16 protein-coding genes and 1 pseudogene are annotated in these 19,426 nt (G+C 62.0%); 1 reads left to right on the forward strand and 16 read right to left on the reverse strand.

The features are described 5' to 3' along the window. Positions 1-12: 12 nt before the first annotated feature. The 16 genes and pseudogenes from C8J98_RS03450 to hmpA form a co-directional block, all read right to left on the reverse strand. Complete coding sequence (locus C8J98_RS03450; protein WP_146171500.1) at positions 13-1,038, reverse strand: fimbrial protein; 1,026 nt, start codon at positions 1,036-1,038, stop codon at positions 13-15. Between the two features lie 33 nt (positions 1,039-1,071). Further along, a pseudogene (locus C8J98_RS03455) lies at positions 1,072-1,518 on the reverse strand (hypothetical protein); the annotation flags it as partial. Beyond that, positions 1,515-3,578, reverse strand: coding sequence for a P-type conjugative transfer protein TrbL (gene trbL, locus C8J98_RS03460; protein ID WP_158272583.1), 2,064 nt, complete (start codon positions 3,576-3,578; stop codon positions 1,515-1,517). The gene trbL and the pseudogene C8J98_RS03455, both read right to left, overlap by 4 nt. Before the next feature lie 184 nt (positions 3,579-3,762). Continuing rightward, complete coding sequence (locus C8J98_RS03465; protein WP_107910878.1) at positions 3,763-4,557, reverse strand: hypothetical protein; 795 nt, start codon at positions 4,555-4,557, stop codon at positions 3,763-3,765. Between the two features lie 71 nt (positions 4,558-4,628). Further along, positions 4,629-5,885, reverse strand: a complete 1,257-nt coding sequence (locus C8J98_RS03470; RefSeq protein ID WP_233260089.1) for a TrbI/VirB10 family protein — start codon at positions 5,883-5,885, stop codon at positions 4,629-4,631. A gap of 5 nt (positions 5,886-5,890) precedes the next feature. Further along, positions 5,891-6,220: a hypothetical protein gene (locus C8J98_RS03475; RefSeq protein WP_158272584.1), complete on the reverse strand. Its 330-nt coding sequence runs from the start codon at positions 6,218-6,220 to the stop codon at positions 5,891-5,893. A 74-nt stretch (positions 6,221-6,294) separates the two neighbouring features. Next, positions 6,295-7,188 carry a P-type conjugative transfer protein TrbG gene (trbG, locus tag C8J98_RS03480; RefSeq protein ID WP_107910881.1) on the reverse strand — a complete coding sequence of 298 codons (894 nt, stop codon included), beginning with the start codon at positions 7,186-7,188 and terminating at the stop codon, positions 6,295-6,297. Positions 7,189-7,201: 13 nt separating this feature from the next. Then, positions 7,202-7,921 (reverse strand): VirB8/TrbF family protein, encoded by a 720-nt coding sequence (locus C8J98_RS03485; protein WP_107910883.1) that lies wholly within the window; start codon positions 7,919-7,921, stop codon positions 7,202-7,204. Between the two features lie 3 nt (positions 7,922-7,924). Further along, positions 7,925-10,456, reverse strand: coding sequence for a VirB4 family type IV secretion/conjugal transfer ATPase (locus C8J98_RS03490; protein ID WP_233260090.1), 2,532 nt, complete (start codon positions 10,454-10,456; stop codon positions 7,925-7,927). After that, the gene (locus C8J98_RS03495) at positions 10,453-10,764 is read right to left on the reverse strand and encodes a conjugal transfer protein TrbD (protein ID WP_107910884.1); all 312 of its coding nucleotides are present in this window, start codon (positions 10,762-10,764) and stop codon (positions 10,453-10,455) included. Before C8J98_RS03495 ends, C8J98_RS03490 begins: the two co-directional genes overlap by 4 nt. Then, positions 10,764-11,165, reverse strand: coding sequence for a TrbC/VirB2 family protein (locus C8J98_RS03500; protein WP_107910886.1), 402 nt, complete (start codon positions 11,163-11,165; stop codon positions 10,764-10,766). The genes C8J98_RS03495 and C8J98_RS03500 overlap by 1 nt, the downstream gene beginning before the upstream one ends. A gap of 21 nt (positions 11,166-11,186) precedes the next feature. Next, entirely contained in the window at positions 11,187-12,155 is a 969-nt protein-coding gene (gene trbB, locus C8J98_RS03505; RefSeq protein ID WP_107911167.1) for a P-type conjugative transfer ATPase TrbB, read from the reverse strand. A gap of 104 nt (positions 12,156-12,259) precedes the next feature. Then, complete coding sequence (locus C8J98_RS03510) at positions 12,260-14,905, reverse strand: fimbria/pilus outer membrane usher protein (protein ID WP_146171502.1); 2,646 nt, start codon at positions 14,903-14,905, stop codon at positions 12,260-12,262. After that, positions 14,902-15,627: a fimbria/pilus periplasmic chaperone gene (locus tag C8J98_RS03515; protein WP_107910890.1), complete on the reverse strand. Its 726-nt coding sequence runs from the start codon at positions 15,625-15,627 to the stop codon at positions 14,902-14,904. The genes C8J98_RS03510 and C8J98_RS03515 overlap by 4 nt, the downstream gene beginning before the upstream one ends. 101 nt (positions 15,628-15,728) lie before the next feature. Continuing rightward, the gene (locus C8J98_RS03520; RefSeq protein ID WP_107910891.1) at positions 15,729-16,289 is read right to left on the reverse strand and encodes a fimbrial protein; all 561 of its coding nucleotides are present in this window, start codon (positions 16,287-16,289) and stop codon (positions 15,729-15,731) included. A 257-nt stretch (positions 16,290-16,546) separates the two neighbouring features. Further along, a complete protein-coding gene (gene hmpA, locus C8J98_RS03525; protein WP_107910893.1) occupies positions 16,547-17,728 on the reverse strand; it encodes an NO-inducible flavohemoprotein in 1,182 nt (393 codons plus the stop codon). A 147-nt stretch (positions 17,729-17,875) separates the two neighbouring features. On the opposite strand from hmpA, the gene norR reads away from it, so the two are divergent. Further along, a complete protein-coding gene (gene norR, locus C8J98_RS03530; RefSeq protein WP_107910895.1) occupies positions 17,876-19,426 on the forward strand; it encodes a nitric oxide reductase transcriptional regulator NorR in 1,551 nt (516 codons plus the stop codon).

Raw genomic sequence — 19,426 nt, forward strand, 5'->3', positions numbered from 1 at the left:
ACCGGCTCGTGGTTACATGAAGTCGACCAGTACCTGCACGCCACGCCGGAAGACACCACCACGGACGGTGCCACCGGTTTCTTTCAAGCGGGCGTGGAAGAGATAAGCCTCGCCGGTGCCGAGGGCGTCGAAGGAAATCGGCTTGCCTACTTCCATCGACTTCTGGTCCTTATCCGACAGTTCCAGGCCGACATGCTCGGGGCCGTCCAGCGGATAGAGGGTCGGTTCGCCGCCGATAGCTTGCCCCATCATGCCGAAGGTAAACCTGGCGGTGATACCTTTCGACGCCTCGCATGCTTTCGTCGTCAGGTTGAATTTCACCCACGGCGTAGCCCGCTCGGGTGTTGCGAAGTTGCTAGCGTTGTAGGGACCCAGGGTGACCGTCTGGTTCAGATCGGCGACTGCGATGCTGCAGGTGGGTCGTACGAATGCCAGGTGGGTCACCTTGACGTGCCTGAATGCAAGTCTGGGCGCCCCACGCGGTGGATCTGCATACTGAATGGCGATGTCCTTTGCATCCACGGTGCCGAACTCCACATTTCCCGTCATGCGGACAATCCGGTATCCGACCTCGGCATCGGAACTCGTCACCGGATTGCACTCCTCGGGTGGAAACCAGTCTGGCACGCATTGCTCCGTGAACGTTCGCTGGTAGGTGCTCGGAATGTTGTGCAACCGGTCCTCGTTGAGCTCGTGAATATAGACCTCGATGCCGAACCCTGAGCGGGCGCCCCGGACCGTAAGCGGTACAAGCCCGCCTTCCACGGGCGCCCTGTACTCGCTTTTGAAGGTGGCATCCCCGGGAAGACACTCCAGTAGCGTGACGCCATCCCCGGCAGCCTTGCCTTCCCGAGGCGCGTGGCCAGGAGGCATGCCATTCCAAACGGGTGTATTGGCGGTCACCGCGACCGTGTAGGTTGCCGTGTTTCGCCACTCACACCCCCCTTGTGCGGCCAGTGCCTCGCCAGATGGCCAGATGGCGCACGCGGCAAGAGCGCACAACAGGTTTCGACGGGTCGTCACGCGACGGTATTTCATTGCTTACCTCGGTCCGTAAGGAGTGACATCCACGACGACGTCGTGGGTGGGAAAGTGGCTATCCAGCCATGTGGTCCAGCGCGTGGCGCGGCGGATCAGATCGGCACGGTAACGCGTGTTGTAGCGCGGCGTTCGCGAGTGGTAGTTCGATGCGCGTGTCCAGATGTCGCCGTGGTCGTTGCGCAGGTGTCCACGTATGCGCCAGGCGGCGAGCATGAAGGGGTAGCAGCCTGGGACCGCCACATCTTCCGGAGTGATTCCGAAGCGATTGAGTTCGCGCAGGTAGGCTGTGTTGAACTGCAGGGAGCCGACGTCGAAGGTTCCGTTTTCATTGCGGACCCATTGGCCGGGTTTGCCGGACTCCTTCTCGGCGATCGCCAGGAGCAGGTTGGCTGGGATGTCGTAGGCGAGTGCGGCACCTAGCGAGCAGCTCACCATTTCCTGGCGGTGCGCGGGGATGTCGGGGAGGGTGTCGATCATTTGTCGTCGTCCGATGGTGCGTTATCGAGAGGCGGCGGCACGACTTCGCCAGCCACCCCCATGTCACGGCTATCGACGGCAGGGCGCGGAACCGCAGGCTCGGTGTGAAGGACATCTCCGCCTTGGAGATCCAGGTCGCGTTGCACGACAACCGCATCCGATCTCGGGACATCGCTCGAGATCGCGGTCCGGTCGTTCATCAACGGCATCGGCGGGCTGGAATCGCTCGACCTCAACGTGGCGGGTTGAGCGGTCGCCGCGCTAATGTCGTCGTTACCGGGGACGTCACTCGCAGCAGTTTTCAGCCCACTAGCCTGACCAGTCGAGGTCAGTTGTCCGTCGTCCCCGAGCGCCGCCAGCACATTCGTACTACCGGGCCGATCAGTCGAAGCCAGTACATCCGGAGTAGTTTCGACAGCGGGTAAGAGCGACGTCGGCACGCTCTCAATCACCTGCAAGGGCTCCGCTCTCTGCTGCGCCACCAGGGACGAACTACCGGGCGTCGTATCGACCTGCTGGCGCAAGTCCGAGGGCTGCGTGATGGTGGCATCCGTGATGGAAGAACTTTGCAAAGCATCGTGCACAGAGCGATCGACCCGTTGCTCGTCTGCCGTCACCACATCATCGACCGTTGGATTCGCATGCTGCGCACCCGTGGAGAGGTGCGGGAGATCGGCGACATGGGACGGCGGCGAGCCGGCCGGTAGGTCAACGCTATTCGATAGAGCACCGTTTCGGGACGCCTCGATCGCACCGAGCTCAGCCTCGTAATCGGGCGTCGAAGCCGCTTCGTGGATGAACGTCGATGCGCTGCCATCCCGAGCGGCCACTGCGTCTGGCGCGTCTTCCATTGGAACCTCACGCACGTGCGGGCCAGAGCCAACGGTTCGCCCCTCCCGCGCAGAGGTCGGACGGATGCCGGCGGCGTCTTCGCCGGCCCGTAGCGGCGAATGCTTATCGCCGGCACTCGACGACGAAAATGCTTCCACGCCGTGCGTGCTGGCAAATACGCTTCCGCTAAGGGAATGCCGATAGGAGTCCGCAGTTCGTGTGACTCCGAAGGGGTCGGATCCCGAAGTGACATGGAAAGCATCCCCGGGTCCGCCCGTGGCCGCGGCAGATCGCTGCACGGCATCCATGACTGAGCCCGGACGATTCATACCGCCATTTGCATTGTCTCCATGATTGGCACTTGGAAGAGCGTTCATGGCTGACGCCCACACCGCACTCCCGCCGGTTGCAATCGCATGACCGGCCATGGTGGCGGTGCCTGTGAACAAACCGAGCGGCGAGCCCGTGACAAGGGTGTAGAGGAGTTGCGGAACTCGTATCGACAGTACCAACGTCAGAGTCAGCGCGGCCAACAGACTGCCGAGATAGGTGAACTGGCCCGGCGTCGGATCGCCGCCCGACGCGCCGTTGTACGTGTCGATGAGCCCTGATGCGACGGTGCCGATAAAGCTAAGTGCCAACAGCGCGACACCTACGGCAAGCACGTGTTTGTAGTAGCTCACCGCAATCGACGATGTCCAACGCGCGCCACCGAATCCGAGAAGAAAAATTCCTGCGTAGGAGAGCATCCAGCCCATGACAAGCGCGACGAGGAACTGTGCCGCCATAAGCGCGGAGGCAAGAAGCACGAGAATCGCCATGACGCCGGCCAGAAGCTGGTCTTCAGCATCGGCGCCATGCGTCTCCTCGATCACCCTATAAAATACGTTGAGGCCCCTGGAGAGTATTGCGGACGCATTGGAGCGAAAGGTCGCGTCTAGCTCGCTACCGTTCGACATCTGAAAGAACGACGACATGATGACCCTTACGAAGTCGCCACCACCGCCACGGGAGCTCGCATTGTCGAGGAACCAGAAGAAGGTGCCCGTCAACAACACAAATCGGAGCATCTCCATCAGCAGTTCTCCGATATCCTGCCGGACAATCAGCATTCCCAGGGTCCATACAAGGCTGATCGATGCGAGGGCCCAGAACAGTTTTCGGGCAGCGTCCAGTATCTGGTCTGCCGGCACGATGCCTTCGAACCTCTGCCATACCGCGTCGATCATCTCCGCTCCCTCGATCGGATTCGCGAGGGCCTTCGGGGCGACGACGACGAGCAGGACGGCGAACGCTATGAACCGCGCGAGTGTTCGTGAGTACATTTAACTCTGCTATGCGAAGTAGGAAGGATCAAATCAACTAACGTCAGGTAAATCGTCGCCACGACGGCGGGTCCGTCGTGGCTAGCCATCAGTACTTCGGGCGTGGCGCGACGCTTTGATTTGCCGCCGTCCCGAGGCCCGCGCGCATGTGCTTGCTAACGGCGATGGCGCGCGCATCCTTCTCGGCAGCAACCTGCGCCTCGGCTGCACGAGCAGCCTCTGAAACAACCATCATCGACCGTAACTTCATCATCTGATGCACCTGCGTGCTCGCCAAAGCATTCGCAACCTGGAGCTGATGTCCCTGGCCCTGTCCTTCCTTGATCCTGGCGGAGAGACTTCCGAGCTGAGTGAACTCACTTCCGATCGCCTCCCGCTCGAGATTGACCGACGAAACCAGCGCGTCATTGGCCGCTTTCCTGGATCGCGAGCCCTCGAATGCCACGTTGTCTTTGTATCCACCTTCGGGGAAATCCCCGAACCCATCTGCATCCCGGTAGTAAGCGGTGTATTTCTCGACGGAATTATTATTCAGGATATCTTTCAGCTTGCCTTGGATCAGCTTAGGTATCGGAATGATCTCGCCGCCGTTGTTGAATATCCACGTGAAACTGGCATCGATCGCGTAATTGTTCTCATAGCTCAACTGAACACTCTTGTTGACTTCAAGTGTGCTTTTATTGATTTCAAGCGTGTTGTAGTTAACTGTTCCCTTGTCAGTGTTGTGAAGCTCGTCCTTGATCAACTTAAGCTGGACCAGACTTAACTTGTTGACGACGAAGTTCGGAATGTCAAAGACAAGCATGGCCTGCGCAGGCAATGCCGTCGCCACGGACGCAGCGAGAGTGAAGCAGCGGATGGCTGCTTTTGTTTTTTCCTTCATGATGAAGCTCCAGGTTCTCTTGCCGGACGGGCCGGTCAGTGGCGGTGGTGGTGGTGGTGGTGGTGGAATGTTCAATAGTCGAAGGGCAGATAAGGCCTATCGAACGTGAGGTCTTTGACGGCTGTTACGTTGAAGCGATAGCCCGGTCGAATCTTCAACGTCGGAGCGATATCCAGATTGCGCTCGATCATCTTCGACGCCACTTCACCGATCTGCTGGGCAGTGGTCTGGCTTAGCGTTGCGGCATTCGATGAGCCATAGGGATCGTTCTCCGGACTGACGCGAGAGGATGTCAGGCCCGCTGCGATACCCGACATGAGAATGGCCGAGCCGAACACGCGGACGTAGTGACGATCGACCTGATCCTCGAAGCCGGCATATCCCGCGCTGTCCGCGCCACCCATTGAACCGATGTCGAAAGCCTTGCCGTCAGGGAAGACAATGCGCTGCCATGCCACGAGCACTCGCGATTGCCCCATCACCACGTTGTGGCTGTAGCGACCGACCAGCTTGGAGCCTTGCGGAATGAGCCGGTGTCGCCCGGTCGGCGTGTCGAAGACGTCCTGCGAGATTTGTGCGGTGATTTGCCCCGGCAGGTCGGAGTTGATGCCGGATATCATCGTCGCGGGGATGACCGACCCGGCGCGCAGTTCGTAAGCCGTGCGCGGAGTCTCGACGTCCGAGTCGAGGAGCCAGCGATCCTGCCTCTTACCATCAGCCCCGTGCGCCCGATCGAACTTCGAATAATCACCGTCGGCCGCGACAGGCACGCGCTGGTCCCGCGGCAGATCTCCCAACGAGTCGTCGTCCAGGTCGGATTTCTTTTCCTTCTTGTCCACTTGCGGGGTGACGGAGGCGTCTGTCAACTTGCCGATACCCGTCTTCGCATGGGTGGCCGTCTGGAACAGCTTCATGCGCTCCCTGGCCGCCTGGTCAGGTTCAGCCCTTACGATTCCCACGGCGGCGGTAGCGTCACCTGGAACGGGCGGAGAATCAGGGTCTGCCACGCGCGCAACGGGAAACGATCGCATGCGGTCTGCATCCGCATCGGGCACCAGGCCGGCCAAGGCTCCATTTGCGAGCATCTGATCGAGCACCTGACTGTTCTCAGGGAGCATCCCGGCACTTACCGCCGGTTCGGCTTCCTCCTGTTCGCCCCGCTGTGACGCCACCATTGCAACGAGAATCACGAACACGACGAGCACGCCGCCAACAATGAGCAGCGGAACGTTGTTCACGCGGCGGACGCCCGACGGAGCCTCGCTGGAGTGCGTAACCAGCTCGACATCCGGACTCGTGTCGCCTGGCTCCGGCTGGGGCTTCTCCACGCCACTCACTCCCGCCGCGCCCAGGCACCACCTGAGTAGGCGGTAGCCCCATCGAGAACCCAAAGGCGGGAGAGCTCCGTATCGCCAACGTGCACCGTGACCCGATACATGTTTCCCTCTAGCGGATCGACCCGGCAATCGAAAGCTTTACCACGCCCGACAGAGACCGCGACGGGAAAGCCCTTCGCTCGCAGTGCGGCCATCAACGCAGCGTCGAACGAGCCAGTCATGGCCCGTGATGGCACCAGGGTGGTGTCGGCCGCCTCGAAGATCCTGCTCATGCCATCGGCAACATCTTCGACGACGGCGCGACGCAGTGGATCGCGGTCGGCCATAGCGATCCTGGGCGACACCGGGACGCATCCTGTAAGCAAGGCTGTGTTCATCAGGACGAGGAGATGCGACCGCCTCATCGACGCCTCTCGATCGTGATCTTTCGCTGACCCAGGCCTACGCCAGCCACGAGCACTGCCTTCTCGAACAACGTGTCGACAATGTAACGTCCATCCTGGACGCGGTAGTTGACCATCACCTCTTCGTCCTTCTTGAACATACTTCCGCTCTCGCGGATCACCAGTAGGGTCGGTGCCTCGCCTTGCGAGAAGGTGGATGGCATCTCGATGATCGTCTTCACGCCATCGTTGTAGACCCGCGACGGTTTGAAAGGCGCATTGCCGTTCACCCGGTAGGCGAAGTCAAGGTTGCCCAGATACTCATTCTTCGCCGCACTACCCTTCCGTGCCTGCCGGGAAGCTGCCTGCTTCTTCACTGCAGCCCACTTCGATACCGCGGATTCCGGGTATGAGAAGGCCACGCGCGGCATGTATTCGGTGCGGTGAGATCGCAGCCGAAGGTGATAAGTGCGCCGATTGGTGGTAACCATCAACGACGTTTCCAGGCCCACGTCCAACGGCTTGATCACGAGGTGCTGGATAGCATCGTCACCGCCACCCGACAGTGCCGGCTCAACCAGCCAGCGAACGGCGTCGCCCAGATTGACTGAACTCACCTGCTCACCGGGCTGCAGCTCGACGTCGCACACCTGAAGCACGGCGCAGACAATGCTCGGCTGCGACTGGCCGAAGAGGAAGCGGATGGTGCCATCGGGTCCCGGCACCGGCTTGACCGACGCCGACGTGCTGGCAACCCACTTGCGCGAGATGTCGAGCCCAGCCTTCTCCTGCTCGGTGAGCCTGGGATTGTCGGTGGAGAAGAATTGATTGGCGAGTTCCGTCTCGGTGGTGGCGGACGCGGTGCCCACCACAAGCGTCGCCAATGCGGCGACGAAAAAGGTTGTTTTCATTGGACGTGCTCTGTCAAAACTGCTTCGACCAGGAATAGTCGGAAATGTAGATACCCATGGGGTTGAGGCGGATCTGGTCATCGGACGCGTCCGGCGGTACGGCATTGCTGTTCACGTTGAGCAGTGCCCGCATGCGATACGGCTTGCCCATGATCTCGCCCTTGCGAGTCCGCTGCGTCTCAATCCAGTCAACCTGCCAGGTGGTCGAGGTCTGCGGGATGGCGGAGACGATCTCCACGTTGACCGTCTGCTTCTCCGCTCGCTTGAACGGATTGGTGTCGGGCGTGCCATTGAGATATGCCGTCATCTTTCGGGTCGAGACGCTGCCCGATCCCATCAGGGCATACACCTTGAAGATCGCCCGCCGCTGCATAGCGATATCCGGCGTGACCGTACGTGCGTTGACGATGAACTCCGCCACCGAGGCACGAACGATGCGCTGGTCGACCTTGCTTGCCTCTGACGCAGGAGCGACGGCCATCGCCTCGCCCAGCGCGTTCACCTCGACCACGTAGGGCACGAACTTGGACTGGCTGCCGATGTACACCACGCCGCCGACGGCGGCGAAGGCGACCAACATGCTGATGAGTGCCATGGCCTGCCAGAGCGTGCGCGAAGCAATGAGGCTGCCGACGTGCGAGTTCCAGCTACGCCTGGCGTTGAGATACGGATGGGGAGTCCCCAATGGTGCGGGGGCCGGGCGTGGCCTCACTTTCTTCTTCTTGATGCTCATTGATCAGACTCCGTAATCGGCGAGTAGCAGGCCCTTGAGCTGCAGCCAGTCATGTACCCAAGCCTCACCGTAGCGGGCCTCCAGCGTGCGGATGGTGGCAATGGATTCCTTGTCGGTATTACCGATAAAGGCCAGCGCGAGGGGACCGAGCGCGAGGTCGTAGAGCCGGCGCCCCTTGTCCGACACGTAGTAGTAGTGGCGCTTCTGTACCGCCGTGGCGAGGATCTCGATCTGCCGGGTGTTCAGGCCCATGCGTCGGTAAAGCGCCGCCGCATCGTCGTCCCGGGCGAAGGGATTCGGCAGGAATATCTTCGTCGCCGTCGACTCCACGATCACATCGAGGATGCCTGAGTTCGCCGCATCGGACAGGCTCTGGGTCGCCATGATGACCAGGCAGTTCGATTTACGAAGTACCTTCAGCCACTCACGAATCTTCGCGCGGAATACCGGGTGCCCGAGCATCAGCCAGGCCTCGTCGAGAATGATCGCCGCAGGTTGCCCCTTGAGCGAGGACTCGATGCGGCGGAACAGGTAGAGAAGAACCGGAAGCGCGAACTTGTCGCCGAGGTTCAGAAGATCCTCGATCTCGAAAACCGCAAAGTCCGACAGGCGCAAACCATCGACCGACGCGTCCAGAAGATGACCCATCGCGCCGTCGGCCGTGTAGATCTTCAACGCCTCGCGAATCGATTCATCCTGAATCATCAGAACGAACTCGGACAATGTCGTGGCACCCGAGTGATGCATCGACAGGATTGCATTGCCAATCTCATTGCGCTGCGCCGGTGTCGTCTGCACACCATTGAGCGCAAGCATCGAGTCGATCCACTCCATCGCCCATCCACGATCGGACTTGTTCTCGAGGAACTGCAACGGACAGAACGCGAGCGTGTCGTCGTCGCCCGCCACATCGAAATGCAGGCCTCCGCAAGCCTTGACCAGTGGATAGAGGGAACGTCCCTTGTCGAAGCAATACAGCGACATGCCCTCGTAACGGCGCAATTGCGCAGCGAGCATGCCGAGATGCGTCGATTTACCCGCGCCCGTCGGACCGAAGATGAAGGTGTGGCCCAGGTCGTTCACGTGCAGGTTGAGACGGAAAGGCGTCGCACCCTGGGTCACGCACTGCATCAACGGTGGCGAGTTCGGCGGATACATGGGGCACGGGGCGTGTGCCTGCCCCGTCCAGATCGTGGTGCTCGGCAGTAGATCGGCCAAGTTCAACGTATTGATCTGCGGACGGCGAACGTTCTCCACGCCGTGACCTGGAAAGCTGCCCAACAGGGCGTCCATCGTATTGACCGTTTCGACCCGCGCGGCAAAACCACGAGAGTTGATCGCCTTCTCGATCTGGCGAACAGACCGCTCCAGTCGCGAGCGGTCTTCGTCCGAAACGACAACGACGCTGGTAAAGAACCCCTGGGCGACGAGGCCGCTGTTGATCTCGGCGATCGCCGCCTCTGCATCCTTCATCATTGAAAGCGCGTCGTAGTTGACCGAACCGGTATTGGTCTGAAAGATCTGGTCGAAGAAGCCGCGCACCTTCTGCCGCCACTTCTTGCGGAACTTCTCCATCTGCTTCAGCGCCTCATGTGGGTCCATGAAGATGAAGCGATTCGACCAGCGATACTCGCTAGGGAGTTCCGCAAGCGAAGCGAGAACTCCGGGGTAGGATTCCAGCGGAAATCCTTCTATCGCCACCACCTGAACGAAACGTCGGCCGATGCGCGGCGCAACACCCGCCCAGATCTCCTGACCGCCGATGAGACCATCGATGTAGATCGGGTTGTCCGGTAGCAGTATCGGATGGTCAAGCCCGGTCACGCAGAACTGCAACCAACGCAGGAAGTCGTCGTGCGTCTGCTTTCGACCTTCCTCTGTGTCACTGACATGACCCTTGAGTCGCGTCATGCGAAACACGCTGGACAGCCTGTTCTCCAACCCGCGGCACTCTCGCTGGAAGTCGCCGATCAGGCTGCGCGTCTGCTCGGTGCTTCCGGCGACCTCCGAGTCATCATCGAACATCATCTCGACGAACTTGCGCTGGGCTATTTGCGGCGGAAAGTAGGTGAGGGTCATCACGAGGTATCCCTCGTAGGTCGTGCCCAGGCTACGGAACAGACGGCGGCGCTCCTCGTCCATCGCGGCCGAGACCGGGTCCGGGAAGTGGGAGGTCGAGGCGTCCGCGTACCCGTTTGCCGGACGGCGCACCGCGTCAACGTGGAGCATCCAGCCATTGCCCAGTCGCGACATGGCCTGATTCACTCGCATGGAAGCCGTCTCGCGCTGCTCATCCGTGCTACTTGCCGCGTCATCGCCTTCAAACATCCAGGCGGCCATGAAGGCGCCGTTCTTGCAAACGATCACCCCATCGTCGGCGACGGCGGCGTAGTTGAGCAGGTCCGCTACCGCCTGGCCATGCGGCCGGCGGAAGTCCAGCTTCGGCTCCGCATCGAGACGACGGATACTCGCGATCAACAAGAGAGCGAGGACAGCCGTGATGATCGCCATCCCCGAGATGATCCAGACCATCATCGGTACTGCCTCTCCTCCGCCGGTCCGTTTTCACGGAACGGCGTCGAGCGCGGTGCGTAGTACTTCCGGTAAAGGCGCTGGCGAAGGTACACAAATCGCATCTTGGGGTCGGCTTTCGCCATCAGACGAAAGACCTGAAGGGCGACTACCCACATGGCCACCCCGAAGATGCCGGCCTTGATGTCGTGCGCCGAGAAGATCAAGGCGCCGGCAAGTAGTCCGGTGAACAGAACCAGCTCGCGGTCGCCGCCCATTAAAAGATTGTCGCGGTTACCCGCACGACGGATGGGTACGGTTCGAGTCGCCATCAGGCCACGTGCCGTAAAATCGTCGCCGGGACGCCCGAAGGCTCATGCGAAGTGATGCTCTCTTTGCCTCCGAGGAACCTCACCATGCTTCCGGCCTGGACGATGACTGCGATCACCAGAACGAGGAACACCATCGTGCGTAGAAATCCACTGATCTCACCGCCAAAAATGAGCATGGCGCCGCATCCCACGATTCCGACAAGCGAGATAGCGAAGGGAACCGGGCCTTCCAGGGTCTTCTGGAACTTGGTGAGATAGCTCACATAGGGCATCGCATCCCCGGTTTCGTCGGTGGCGTATGCCACATCCGGAAGCATTGACACGAACACGGCGCATACGATCAGAGCGCATACACGCAAGAAACTTGGGTTTACCAATAGTTTGGATATCGGAGAATGCATCGTGATTCCGGTAGGTAGTTGTCAAAGATCACGCAACACATAACGCCCATCCTCATAACCATCCACAGCTACGATTTCCTGGACGCGACGGCCGCTGGGGGTACGCGAGATATGCACGAGCATGTGAACGGACTCGCCGATCAGGGGCTCGATGGGCCGCGGTGCATCGCGGTGCATGCTGATGAGCATCGACAGACGCGATAGCCCGGCGCGTGCATCGTTGGCGTGGAGCGTCGCCGCTCCACCTTCGTGGCCCGTGTTCCAGGCCATGAGCAGGTCCAGCGCTTCGGGACCGCGCACCTCGCCTACAAGGATGCGATCGGGGCGCATACGTAACGAGGTACGAAGCAGCTGGGTCATGCTGACGTCGAACGACGTGCGGTACTGGACGAAGTTCTCCGCCGAGCACTGGATCTCGCCAGTGTCCTCGATGATGAAGACGCGCTCGTCGGCGTTCGCGTCCACCATCTCGCGAATGATGGCGTTGATCAGTGTGGTCTTGCCGGATCCAGTGCCGCCGATGACAAGAATGTTGCGATGCCGGTGGATAGCCTCAATCAGCACGTGACGCTGTTGCGCGCTCATCGTCCCGCTGGCGACATAGTCGGCGAGACTGAAGATAGAGACCGCTTTCTTGCGCAACGCGAACGTCGGCCCACTGACGATAGGTGGCAGTTGCGCCGCGAAGCGCGATCCGTCCAGAGGAAATTCTGACTCGAGCACGGGATTGGCGCGCGTGATTTCTTTGCCGTAGTAACCCGCCGTGGTTTTGATGACGGCCTCAGACTGGCTCGGCCGCATGGTTCCGATGCAGCGCATGCCCTCACCGAGCCTCTCCTGCCAGAGGCGGTGATCCGCGTTAAGCATGATCTCGACCGTCGTCGGGTCGTTGAACGCGCTCATGAATGTGTCGCCGAGGTCGCGCAGCAGCTTCTCGCGCGCGCGCTCCTTGACCACGGTGGACGTACCACCGCCTTGTCCCTTTTCCATGGTGTACTTCGATGTGTCGTACGCCGCGTGGACCTTCAATGGTCTGAGCGGTCGCCGGGTGCGAACGGGCGCCTCCGCGTCCCGATATGATCTGTCTGCGTTGGTCAGGCCGCTTTCTTCATCGCCAGTCCGGGACCGGCTTCCGTGCAGCGCGCACGAAGCGAACGATGCAAACCATGGGTTTCGAGCCCATCGAGCGACTCGGGGACGTCGATACGACAGCTTCCGCCTTCCTCGTCGCCCCAGTTCACCGTCAGCTTCGCGCCCGCCAGGGCGCCACGCACGAAGACCTTGCTGCCCTGCCCGACCACGCCAACCACCTGGCCGGCGGCATCGTAGACGGACGCGCCGAACGGAAGGGGCCTACCATCCGGGCGGGTCGCGTGAATCAACAATGCCTGCGCAACGGACGTGCGGTAGTCGAGCCGCGCAAAAGCACCGGCCCGGGGTGCAACGGTTTCAGTGGTGCTTTCCAGCTGCACGTCGTGCGATGCCCCCCGGGGATCGATCGACACCGTATTGAGCTGATAGGGCAAAAGGCTGCGTACGACGGCGTTGCCATAGCGGTCAAGGCGCGCACCCGCCTGGCTTTCGATGCGCGCACCCACCGCACCCGGCGCATGGATGATGGCATTGGTCTCGCCAAGTTCCTGCGCCAGCGTCACGCCGTCGCGGTGGGCGACAATCGCACCGCTTGCGCCGAGCGAGTATTGCGTGCCACCGCCGCTGTCGCGGCTGGCACCCGCCCGGTAACTTCCCGCGTAGGTGCGGTAGCCGAGATTGGCGTAGCCGGTACTCGACGTGGAACGCGCTGCCGATTCCGAGCGCCCCGCACCCAGGGTGTACGTCAGGTCGTCGTTGCGGGCAAGCGTGCCGTTCAACCTTGCCTGAATGCTGGCACCGTTGCCGCTGCCACGGTTGTATGAAGCGCCAAGATTTGGCGAAGAGGGCGCGCTCCCCAAGGGTACCGAGAACGACAGATAGACCGTCGTATCCGTCGCCCCTCGTCGCCGATCTCCGGATGCCGGTCCGAATACATCGCCCAGGCGCGACCTCTGCACCGATACGTTGTAGGAGAACGAACGCCAGCTGCTGCCATAGGCAAGCGTGTAGTCGACGCTCCGCGAGCGACGTCCCCAGTAATCGGCCAACGAGCCGGTCAGCGACACCTGACCATCACCCAGCGACTGGCCAATGTTGGCGTCGAAGTGACTGCGCTCGCCCCCAATCACATCACCGGAAATACCGCGTCGCAGGCGGCTACGAAGCCTGGCCGCATCAGTCACTCCAAGATAGTCCCGCGTGGAGAATCGCTGTGCCACCAGACCGAAGGTCGTTCCAGTCGAGGTGATCGAGCGTGAAAAACGCAGGCGCGTGCTCATGCCACGGCGAACACCCTCCCGGCGAAACGCAGCACGTGAGCCCATGACATCAAGAGCGATCGCGCCGAAGGGAAGGTTGACGGCGGCACCCACCAGGCCCGAAACGTAGCTGTTGGACGCCGTCCCGCCGGCGTACAGCGTGGTATTCGTCGTGGCCCCGTACTGCATGGTGCCCTGGAAGATGAAGGGCGTGTCGGGGAGGTTGGATTCCTCCACCTGGCCCGCCCAGAGGCCGAAGCGCGCCGTGCCCTCGCGTAGCATCTGTGGCACGGCGGTATACGGGATCATGATGGTCTTCGTCCGACCATCGGCCTCGGTGATCGTGACTTGCAGGTCGCTGCCATAGCCCGTCGGGTACAGGTCATCGATCTGGAAGGCGCCGGGCGCAACCGTCGTGCTGTGGATGACGTATCCGTTCTGGCGCACAGTCACCTGGGCATTGCTTTCCGCCACGCCGCGGATGACCGGTGCGTAGCCGCGCTGCGACGCCGGCAACATGCGCTGGTCGCTGACGATACCGACACCACGAACGCGCACGCTGTCCAGGATATCGCCGCTGGTATAGGCCTCGCCAACCGTCAGCTGCGCCCGGGCATCGGTGAGATCGTGCTGGGCGTAGACCTGCGTGTTCTGCCACCGGTTGCTGCCGTCTCGCAGCGACAGCGAACCGGCCTGGCGAAAACGCCAGCCGCCCAGGTTGGCGCCGGCGTTCAGGCTGACATAGCTATCAGTGGAGCGCTGACCGTTGCGACGCACCTGGAACGTGTTTGCGTTGTAGTTGAGCATGAAGGCCTGCTCGCCCTGATCCCAGAATTCGGGACTGACATAACCTCTCGCACGCGAGCGGAGGAAGGCCTGGGGCAAGGTGACATGCAGGATCTGTTCGCCATCGTCGAAGTCAACGGTGGCTCCGGGAACGTAGTTTTCGAGGTGACCACAGAAGGGCGCCTCACCGAGCGAGTGAACGGATCCGTCACCGGCAGTGCGGGCCTTGAGCTTCTCGGTGTCAAGACCGAATCGCAGCAACATCGCACGATCGAAGCACGGCTGGGCGCTCTCACTATCGGCCACCTGGCGGAACGCGACCTCACGGGTCCCGGGAATGGGCTCTCCGTTGACCAGTACATTGGGTCGGTAAATGCCCGCCAGCGTAACGTTGCCGCGTTCGAAGCGAGAAAGGTCGATAGCACCACCGGACGAATGGATGAAGTCGGCGTTGAACGTCGCCTGGGGCGTCGCCGGGTCGATCGCCGGATCAAGTCCGGCCGGGTCAATGGCCGCGGCTTCGACAGCTGCCGGCCCGAGCAGGGCGAGCGCCACCGCCAGAGGGCGACGAGCCAGCCGCATGCCAGTACGACGATGGCTCACGGCGAGCCGACCGTCTTGTCATACGTCACGAAGCCGCCGTAGTCGTTGATACTCTGGTAGCGCAGCTTGATTTCGCCCGCCGACGGAAGCGCCTTCTCGAGCTTACGCGTCGTCGAGGCGAACGGACCGATCGCAAAGGGCTCGACGGAAACGTCGCGTCCGTCTACATCGAGGCGAACATCATTCAGCGTCACGTGATACGCACTCGGATTGCTCACCGAGAGGCCCCCGTCCGCAGCTCGCGTCCATGACAGCTTGTTCGGCGCCGCGGCCGCCGAGCCTGGCAGGCCTTCCGGCCGGTAGAACAGTTTCAGGCGATAGCGGAAGGCCAGCTGCATCTTGCTGGTGTCTTCAGCGTTCTCAGCCTTCGGCGGCACTTCCAGCACGTTTATCCAGTATTGCGACTCCCGATCGGCTGGCATGGTGCCACCGGTGTGGGAAATACGAAGTGTCTGTGACTTCCCTCTTTCCACCCGCGCGATGGGCGGGGTCAGATTGAACGGGACATTGACGTGCTCCGGCGTGGACCGCGCATCGCCGTCGTCGATCCAGGCCTGGGTCAGCACCGGCAGCTTGCCGTTGTTGCTTACTTTCACCGTAATCTCTTTGGCGTTCGCGTCATAGATGTAGCGCGTCGCGTTCATGACCACGCCGGCCGAAGCGGGCCTGGCGCCAAGCAGGGTCGCCACGGCCCATAGCGCCAACGGCCACCGCCGAGTCATCCGGTTCGTTCCTTGCATGTTGGAGGCGTTCCTTCGTGTGGACGAAACGATCACCGGCATTCACCGGCGATCGCCTTTCTGGCTACTTACAACGCGAGGGATTACGGGCCGACCGGCTCGAACCGAACGCCGTACACCACGGAACTATCCGCCTCGCCCGCGACCACGTCGTCGGTCCGCTGGAAGCCGGACTCATAGACCAGCGTGGCCTGGTTGTTCGTGACCGTTTCCTGCACCGCGCCCTGGTTGTTACCCAGGATGTCGATCGGTGTGCCCGCCTTGTCGAACAGGCGGATCTGCACGCCGGATGCACCACCGGTCACATTGAGTGCACCGCTGGCCGGATCGACCGTCGAGCCGTTTTCGAATGCCGCCCACACCTTGGTGCCGTCTTTGCAAGACGCCTCACCTGAGGCGCCGACGTAGATGCGGAAAGGCGTTCGCCCGGCAACATCGCCCACATTTGCGAAGGCACCCGCGCTCACACCTTTCATGCTGACGGTGAAGTCCGGGCCGTTGCCCTGATCGCCGCCATGGACGGTACAGGTGACATCGGTAATCGAGCCATCGAACGTAATCGTGCCGCCCTCGGCGGCGGCAAATGCCGACGGGGCCGCCAGGCCTGCGATGAGCAGGGCGGAAAGTGTTGCCTTGAGGTTCATCCAATTAACCTTTTACTGTTTTTTGTGTTGATCAACGACCGGAGCGGTCGTCGGCTTGGGGGAGACACGGGATCATCCCCGCGCATCACGCAGCCGAGCTCGACCAACGCGAGCGCCAGTCGAAGTGTGTAGGAATCACCCTTCAATCCATATGGAAGATTACTCAAAAGTGGAGATTTCTTACTCACATCGAAGGGCGACGCCCTGCCCATTTGGCCGTCCTTCTCAAGACGAAACATCACACATGGTGATACGAGTCAGTCGAGGGACGAAGCCGGCCCGAAGAACTCGAACTTAGCCCGCACGTCCGGAACACCAAGATCTCGCAATGCCCGCCGAACAGCCTTCATGAATGGCTTCGGCCCGAGGTAATACGCGTCCATTGCATCCGTGGCTGGCAGCCAGGCGGCAAGCAGGTCCTTGTCGAGAAAGCCTGTGGCATCGGGCGCAGGATCGCCCTCGCGCGGTGTCTCGTAGCAGTAATAACGACGCAGCCTGGGGTGCTCCGCCACCAGCCCGTCGATCACGTCGCGAAAGGCGTGTACACCGCCGTGACGAGCCGAGTGGATGAAATGAATCGGGCGTTCGGTCGCCAGCGCGGCGTGCAGCATGGCAAGCGTCGGCGTGATACCGACACCTCCGCTGATCAGTACCAGTGCGCGATCGTTGTGCTCGAGCACAAAATGGCCGGAGGGCGGGAAGAGCTCGACCGCGTCGCCCACGTGTACGTGATCGTGCAGATAGTTCGATACCGCACCACCGGGTACACGCTTCACGCTGATCCGGTAGCCCCGCGTGTCCGAAGCCGCCGATAGCGAGTAGTTGCGGCGAGCGTCCTGCTGGCCCACCTGCACGCGCAACCCAATGTACTGACCCGGCTCATGCACCAACACGGCGCCACCATCGACCGGCACGAAGTGGAAGGAGGTAATTTCGTCGCTCTCCTGCACCTTGTGGGCAACGACGAACGCACGACCATCACGCCACCCACCCGGGCTCGATGCCACGCGGTCATAAATGACTTCCTCGGCATCGCCGAGGATATCGGCCAGTTGCTGGTAGGCGGCGCCCCAGGCCTCGAGCACCGTGTCGGTGGCGATGTCGGCCCCAAGCACCTCGCGAATCGCACGGAGCAAGGACGCGCCCACGACCGAATAGTGCTCACGGCGAATCCGCAAGGACACGTGCTTGCTGATGATGCCGCCGACGAGGCCGCCCAGGGCTTCGAGCTTGTCGATGTGCCGTGCATACATCAGTACGCCGTTGGCCAGAGCGCGTGGCTGCTCGCCGGTCGCCTGATTGGCCTGGTTGAAATACGGGCGCACCTCCGGGTGTTCGTCGAGGAGGATGCGGTAGAAATGCGTGGTCAGCGCTTCGCCACCCTCTTCGAGGAGGGGTACGGTCGAGCTGACGATGGCGCGGTATTCGGCGGAGATCATGTTGTCGGGTCTCTCATGTTTGGGATGCTTTCTTTATCCACGTCCCATGCCAGAGCCGACATGGCTGGAAGTTCATGGAGTTAGAATGGGCAAGGGTCAGAGTGACCCGCATCGCATGTGGGTCACTCTGACCCTACAGAGGTCGAAATGACTACATCGCCCGCCGATCTGGATGCCCTCCTGCCCCTTGTCGACGACCTTTCGCGGGAGCTCCCGGAATTCGAACGCTACCGGCGCCTGCTCGGGACCCTGCGCTCACTGGTGCGATGCGACGCCAGTGCTCTTCTTCGTCTCGACAACGGCGAACTCGTACCTCTGGCAGTCGACGGTCTCACCGAAGACACCCTCGGTCGTCGCTTTCCCGTAGCGGACCACCCCCGGTTCGCCGCCTTGCTGGCCCACGAGGGGCCGACACTGTTCCCGGCCGACAGCAGCCTGCCCGATCCGTACGACGGCCTGGTCGAAGCCGAGCTCCCGCTGGATGTTCACGACTGCATGGGGTGCCCCCTACTGATCGACGGCAAACCGTGGGGCCTGGTGACACTCGATGCGCTGGAAGCCGGACGCTTCGAACCCTCCGACCTCGCCACCGTACGCGCCTTCGCGAGCCTCGCCGCCGCGACGGTCTCCGCTGCCGAGCGCATGCGCGGTCTCGAGCGATCCGCCGAACACGAACGTGCACGTGCCGAGGGCTATCGTCTGGCGGCCGGCCAGGCACCGGGCCGTGTGCTTGCCGGCCGCAGTCCGGCCTTCCGGCGGCTGACCGATGACATCGCCACCGTCGCCGGCAGCGACCTGACGGTATTGATCCGGGGCGAGACGGGCGTCGGCAAGGAGCTGGTCGCCCAGGCCATCCATTCGGCCTCGCCACGCGCCGACCGGCCGCTGATCGCCGTGAACTGTGCGGCCCTGCCCGAACACCTGGTTGAGAGCGAACTGTTCGGCCATGTGCGTGGCTCCTTCTCCGGTGCCACGTCCGACCGGCGTGGCAAGTTCGAGCTGGCCGATCACGGCACACTGTTTCTCGACGAGGTGGCCGACCTGTCGCTCGCGGCCCAGGCCACCCTCCTTCGCGTCATGCAGAGCGGCCAACTGCAGCGGGTCGGCTCCGATCGCGAGCACCGGGTGAATGTGAGGATCGTCGCCGCCAGCAATCGCGACCTTGCTGACGAGGTGCGGGCGGGTCGTTGTCGCGCGGATTTCTACCATCGCATCAGCGTGTACCCGCTGCGCGTGCCGGCCTTACGCGAACGTGGGAACGACGTGCTGTTGCTTGCCGGAACCTTCCTCGAAGAGAACCGGGGACGCCTCGGCCTAAGTGGATTACGTCTGGCCAGCGACGCGCAGGCGGCGCTACTGGGGTGGACGTGGCCGGGCAATGTGCGGGAGCTCGAACACACCATCGGCCGAAGCGCACTGAAGGCGCTGTCGCGACAGGGGACCAGGGCCCGGGCGGTGACCTTGTCGGCTGCGGATCTCGATTTACCGGTGGTGCAGGCCGCAGCGCCCGGGCCGGTCGCATTCGCGGAGGAAGCCAGGGGGCTTTCCCTGCGCGCCGATGTCGATCATTACGAGCGCTCCCTCATCGAGCGCAGCCTTAAACGACATGCCAATAACTGGGCCGCGGCGGCAAGGGAGCTGGGGATGGACCGGGCGAACCTGCGACGATCCGCGGCCCGCCTCGGCATCCCCAGGTAG

The organism is Luteibacter sp. OK325, from assembly GCF_003050935.1.
In the GTDB taxonomy this organism is placed as follows: Bacteria; Pseudomonadota; Gammaproteobacteria; order Xanthomonadales; family Rhodanobacteraceae; genus Luteibacter.

Excerpts from the sequence above, each read along its gene's own strand:
- C8J98_RS03450 (WP_146171500.1), bottom strand. The coding sequence starts at position 1,038 with ATGAAATACCGTCGCGTGACGACCCGTCGAAACCTGTTGTGCGCTCTT.
- trbL (WP_158272583.1), bottom strand. The coding sequence starts at position 3,578 with ATGATCGACGCGGTATGGCAGAGGTTCGAAGGCATCGTGCCGGCAGAC.
- C8J98_RS03465 (WP_107910878.1), bottom strand. The coding sequence starts at position 4,557 with ATGAAGGAAAAAACAAAAGCAGCCATCCGCTGCTTCACTCTCGCTGCG.
- C8J98_RS03475 (WP_158272584.1), bottom strand. The coding sequence starts at position 6,220 with ATGGCCGACCGCGATCCACTGCGTCGCGCCGTCGTCGAAGATGTTGCC.
- trbG (WP_107910881.1), bottom strand. The coding sequence starts at position 7,188 with ATGAAAACAACCTTTTTCGTCGCCGCATTGGCGACGCTTGTGGTGGGC.
- C8J98_RS03485 (WP_107910883.1), bottom strand. The coding sequence starts at position 7,921 with ATGAGCATCAAGAAGAAGAAAGTGAGGCCACGCCCGGCCCCCGCACCA.
- C8J98_RS03490 (WP_233260090.1), bottom strand. The coding sequence starts at position 10,456 with ATGATGGTCTGGATCATCTCGGGGATGGCGATCATCACGGCTGTCCTC.
- C8J98_RS03495 (WP_107910884.1), bottom strand. The coding sequence starts at position 10,764 with ATGGCGACTCGAACCGTACCCATCCGTCGTGCGGGTAACCGCGACAAT.
- C8J98_RS03500 (WP_107910886.1), bottom strand. The coding sequence starts at position 11,165 with ATGCATTCTCCGATATCCAAACTATTGGTAAACCCAAGTTTCTTGCGT.
- trbB (WP_107911167.1), bottom strand. The coding sequence starts at position 12,155 with ATGGAAAAGGGACAAGGCGGTGGTACGTCCACCGTGGTCAAGGAGCGC.
- C8J98_RS03515 (WP_107910890.1), bottom strand. The coding sequence starts at position 15,627 with ATGACTCGGCGGTGGCCGTTGGCGCTATGGGCCGTGGCGACCCTGCTT.
- C8J98_RS03520 (WP_107910891.1), bottom strand. The coding sequence starts at position 16,289 with ATGAACCTCAAGGCAACACTTTCCGCCCTGCTCATCGCAGGCCTGGCG.
- hmpA (WP_107910893.1), bottom strand. The coding sequence starts at position 17,728 with ATGATCTCCGCCGAATACCGCGCCATCGTCAGCTCGACCGTACCCCTC.
- norR (WP_107910895.1), top strand. The coding sequence starts at position 17,876 with ATGACTACATCGCCCGCCGATCTGGATGCCCTCCTGCCCCTTGTCGAC.